Annotated in this window: 3 protein-coding genes and 1 tRNA gene; 1 reads left to right on the forward strand and 3 read right to left on the reverse strand. The window is 58.4% G+C overall.

What is annotated here, in order from left to right:
* Window positions 1–140: 140 nt before the first annotated feature.
* Window positions 141–231 (reverse strand) — tRNA-Ser (locus tag NKG95_RS34025).
* A 449-nt stretch (window positions 232–680) separates the two neighbouring features.
* Between NKG95_RS34025 and NKG95_RS34030 the strand changes: the two genes are divergently transcribed.
* The gene (locus NKG95_RS34030) at window positions 681–1,832 is read left to right on the forward strand and encodes a porin (RefSeq protein ID WP_353043852.1); all 1,152 of its coding nucleotides are present in this window, start codon (window positions 681–683) and stop codon (window positions 1,830–1,832) included.
* Window positions 1,833–2,062: 230 nt separating this feature from the next.
* Here NKG95_RS34030 and NKG95_RS34035 read toward each other — a convergent pair whose 3' ends face one another.
* The gene (locus tag NKG95_RS34035; protein WP_353043853.1) at window positions 2,063–3,715 is read right to left on the reverse strand and encodes a tetratricopeptide repeat-containing sulfotransferase family protein; all 1,653 of its coding nucleotides are present in this window, start codon (window positions 3,713–3,715) and stop codon (window positions 2,063–2,065) included.
* Between the two features lie 32 nt (window positions 3,716–3,747).
* The coding region (locus NKG95_RS34040; protein WP_353043854.1) for a hypothetical protein at window positions 3,748–3,962 on the reverse strand (215 nt) is incomplete at its 5' end.

Below are 3,962 nucleotides of genomic sequence, written 5' to 3' on the forward strand. Positions count from 1 at the left end.
GAGAGGGATTCGCTGCGAAGCGCGCAGCAGGGTTTTCGGGGCTAGCGGCCCTCCTTCGCTACGGCTTCGGAGGGCATCCTGCTTCGCGCGGAGAGGGATTCGCTGGACTTGTCCTGCGAAGCGCGCAGCGCGAAGCAGGATGGCGGAGAGGATGGGATTCGAACCCACGAGAAGCTTTTGACCTCTACTCCCTTAGCAGGGGAGCGCCTTCGACCACTCGGCCACCTCTCCGTTGCGCCGGTGGATAAAGAAAAGCGCCGGCACAATCAACAAGCTGGCGCTATTATCCTTGAAAAATCGACCCTTCGCCAAAGCGCCGCCCGGCGATGTGGCGATTCTGCGGCAATTCCCTGGTTCGCGACTCGGGCCAAGGTCACATTTCGGGCCGACCATCGCCGGAATCCGCCGTTTGCAACGGCTTACGGAGGGCCGATGGTTAATGGGAGCTTTCGGAGTGAGGCCAAATCGTGTCATTTGTGCAACAACGCCAGGCGATAGCGCCACCACAAACCTTTTGCCGGCACGTTCGTGGTTGAACGCCGCCGCCTCATGGGTAATGTCGGGTTTGAAGGAGCGGCGCGGTGCGCATCTTTTTCGGTAGTGGGGATGGGGCAGGGAACGCTGTCCTTCAGCAAAGAATACCCAGACCCGTTTTTTAACTTTTGACTGGAGGTCAGAAAATGAACATCAAGAGCCTTCTTCTCGGCTCCGCTGCGGCACTGATCGCAGTTTCCGGTGCGCGCGCCGCCGACGCCGTCGTCGTCGCCGAGCCGGAACCCGCTGAATACGTCAAGATCTGCGACGTCTACGGCGCTGGCTACTTCTACATCCCCGGCACCGAAACCTGCCTGCGCATCGGCGGCTATGTCCGTTATGACATCGGCATCGGTGACGTCGGGTCGTTCGATGGTGCGTCGACCCATGATCAGATGGATGGCGACGAACAGGATACCTACTACAAGCACGCCCGCTTCACGCTGAAGACCTGGACCGGTCAAGAGACTGAGATGGGCACCTTGAAGACCTACACCGAGACTCGTTTCAACTGGGGTAACCACAACGATTACCTTGATGACAACTTTAATGGCGGTACGAGTGTTTCGCTGAACTTCGCTTGGATCCAGCTCGGCGGCCTTCGCGTCGGCAAGGACGAATCGGCCTTCAATACGTTCAGCGGCTACGCTGGCAATGTCATCCAGGATACGCTGGTTCCTTACGGCGGCTTCGACACCAATGTCGTCCAGTATTATTTCGATGCAGGCAACGGCTTCTCGGCCGTGGCTTCATTGGAAACCGGTTCGGGCAGTGCCGATGCGGATCCTGGCGAGTTCCAAGACAGCAACAGCGGCAATGATTCCATCGACAGCTATGTTCCGTATGTCGTCGGCGGTCTCAAATACACGCAGGGCTGGGGCTCGATCACCGGCGTCGCCGCCTATGACAGCACTTGGGAAGAGTGGGCCGGCAAGGTTCGCGTTGACGTTACGCCGATACAGAACCTGACACTGTTCCTGATGGCCGGTTACGGTTCGGACGACAACATCGACCGCAACTTCTACAAGCAGTGGGGCGGCAACTGGGCAGTCTGGGGTGGTGGCACCTACACCATCAACGAGAAGACCTCGTTCAACCTTCAGGCATCGGTTGACGACGACAAGAACTACGGTGTCGCCGCGAACGTCGCCTATGATATCGTCCCCGGCTTCACGATCACCGCCGAAGTCGATTGGGCTCGCGATGGTCAGTTTGATAAAGCCGACGATCGCAACTGGACCAATGCCGACAAAAAGGACAGCGTCGGCGGCATGCTCCGCTTCCAGCGCTCGTTCTAACAAACCGAGCTTGACTTGAGATCGAACCCGGCGGGCCAACCGCCGGGTTTTTCGTATCGAGGCGACTCCACGACCAGCAGCGTGAGCACGGCGTCGGTCAGGTCGCGATCGTTCTCCGCCAGGCGCTGAGAAATTCTACCGACCGATATCTGGCCGCACGCCGGTAATCAGCCGCAAGCCTGCGCGGTTCAGATATCACGATCCAGGCAATGTGGACCGCCAGCTCCGGATCAAATCTCGGCGAGATCGCCAAGCGACCGGATCAGCGGCTGGATTGTGCTCTCATACTTTTTCCAGCGCTTGACCGATGATGTATAAATCGGCTGCCGGACCTGCCAGCGGCTGGGGGTATTGACCGATCTGTCCTTCTCGAAAAAGCGCAGGCAGGCATCGTCCCAGGGCAATCCAAGACGATCGATGAGACGGCGCGATTGGGCCTCCTGATCGGCAACCAGCATCTCGTAGCGGCTTTCGAAGATGCGCCCGGGAAAGATCCTATCCCAATGCCGCATCAAGCGATTATATTCGCGGTAGTACAATCCGAGCGTCTCAAGGTCGGCGTTGTAACCATGCTCCTTGGTGAACTTCAAGACGAAGCACGAGACGCAATTGTCGATGGCATCGCGGCGGCAATGAATGATGCGCGCGTTGGGAAAGAGAATTCCGATCAAGCCGATAACTTCAAAATTATGAGGCATCTTGTCGATGATGCGGAGCGCGCCTGGCGCGTGTTGACGCAGATAGGACAAATACTCTTCGGCTAGCGCTCTCGACTGGTTCCTGGTCATCGACATGATCGAACTGCGCAAGGCCTCGTCCGATTGCATTCTGAAACCCATCAAGCCTGCCATTCGACGCAGCTTCGTGAGTTCCCCGGCGCCATGGACATCCGGATGGCTCGCGCAGATTTGCTCGGTCAGCGTCGTCCCCGACCGGGGCATGCCCAGCACAAACACAGGCACTTCGGACGGACTGCCGTGGCCAGCCTTGGCTTCCAGCAATGACGGGTTGAATATCTCGATCATGGAATCGACATAGCGGCGGAAGGACGCCAGATCGAAACCACGGCCAGCGGCCTCTTTTGCCTTCTGGAAGTGATCCATCGCCTCTTCATAACGCTGAAGGTCGTTCAGCACTTTGCCGGCGGCGTGATGGAGTTGCGATGCAACATCCGGGTCGAGCTTGGGATTGGAGAGTTCGTCCAGGATAGAGTCGAGCTCGGCAGGTTTTTCGCTAAACTTGCGCGTGTCAACCAGGCCATTGTACGCCTCTCCAACATCGACGCGACGTTGGATTGCCTGCTTCAGACAGGCTCTGGCTTCGTCCATGCGACCGACGCTGGTGAGAGCGCCAGCCAGACCTATCCGGACCATGGGATGATCGCTATTGATCTTCAGCGCCTTCTCGTAAAGGGGCAAAGCCATCTCGGCCTTATCGAAGTTGACGTAGGCACGGGCCAGTCCGCAAAGCGCTTCCACCAGATCGGGCTTCAATTCGCAGGCGCGCTGCAGGTGCCTGGTCGCAAGCAAGCTGTCGCCAAGCTTCAGGCCGACCTCTCCCAGACTGAGGTGGAAATATGGATTTTCAGGCGCCTGGCCTGCCGCCCGCGCGAAATATTCCAAGGCCAACTCATCGTCGACACCGAGTCCCAGCGTGCCGAGGATGTAGAGCGAAAGCGGGTGGTTGGGCGTGCGGGCGAGAACGCGATGGCATAGTTCCTCGGCCTCCGGGAGCCGTTTGGCTTGCTGGAGTTCGAGCGCCTGTCGCAACAGCATGTCGTCAGCTTGCGCGCGCGACGGCGGTTTGGCTTTCGGCGGCTGCACTTTCGGCGCCGGGCGGGACTTAAGATGCTTGGAGAAGGCGGGCGGCAGTCGGCTGCTCATCGTGCCTCGCTAGCAAAAAGAGCTGAAAGAATCTAGGGCCTGCTGAGAGTCAACGTGAGTGATGACAGCGGCGCCGCGTAGATCATTGCTGGGAAGTTTTGATCCGTTTTCTCGCTGCGCATTGCGACGCCTTTGAAGGCTTTGAGCTTAGCGAACAACGGTTTTCGGCCGATAGTGTTGAAGAAGTCGGCGATGAAGCCGTGGATCCACTCGCACCGAAGCGTCTTGATTAAGGTCGACGCGACCT

The organism is Mesorhizobium sp. M1423 (genome assembly GCF_040317575.1).
Lineage (GTDB): Bacteria > Pseudomonadota > Alphaproteobacteria > Rhizobiales > Rhizobiaceae > Mesorhizobium.

Bases quoted from the DNA above. Each gene is read 5' to 3' on its own strand.
- NKG95_RS34030 (WP_353043852.1), top strand. From the start codon at position 681: ATGAACATCAAGAGCCTTCTTCTCGGCTCCGCTGCGGCACTGATCGCA.
- NKG95_RS34035 (WP_353043853.1), bottom strand. From the start codon at position 3,715: ATGAGCAGCCGACTGCCGCCCGCCTTCTCCAAGCATCTTAAGTCCCGC.